The organism is Nocardioides sp. CPCC 206348, assembly GCF_048654705.1.
Lineage (GTDB): Bacteria > Actinomycetota > Actinomycetes > Propionibacteriales > Nocardioidaceae > Nocardioides.
Window position 1 is genome coordinate 10,159 of the sequence record NZ_JBMCZA010000200.1, and the last position, 466, is coordinate 10,624.

Annotated in this window: 1 protein-coding gene; it reads left to right on the plus strand. The window is 70.4% G+C overall.

What is annotated here, in order from left to right:
• Nucleotides 1-20: 20 nt before the first annotated feature.
• The coding region (locus ACOADB_RS19380) for an acyl-CoA thioesterase (RefSeq protein ID WP_378602182.1) at nucleotides 21-466 on the plus strand (446 nt) is incomplete at its 3' end.

The window sequence follows — 466 nt, forward strand, 5'->3', positions numbered from 1 at the left end:
CCCGGCCCCACAATGTGACCGTGGGTGACTACTTCGAGTGCGAGATCCAGGCCCGGCTGCGCGACGTGAACCTCGGCGGCCACGTCGACAACGTCGAAGCGCTCCGGGTGCTCGACGAGGCGCGGCTGCTGTTCTTCCGCTTCGCCCCGCTGCCGGGGTCCGACCTGCCCGGCCTGTTCCGCGACGTGCCCGCCGGCATCACCGACCTGATGGGCTCGCAGCAGGTCAACTACAACGCCGAGATGCGGTTCGTCGCCTACCAGCCGTTCCTGGTGCGGATGTGGGTCGGTCACGTAGGGCGTTCCTCGCTGGCGCTCTCCTGCGAGCTGCGCGTCGCGCCCGATCACGAGCCGGCGATCGTCGCGGAGAGCACGGTCGTGCTCTGGGACCCGGCCGCCCAGTCGTCGTGGCAGCTCTCCGACGCGGTCAGGGAGACGCTGGCGTCGTACTCGAGGGAGCCGGTGGC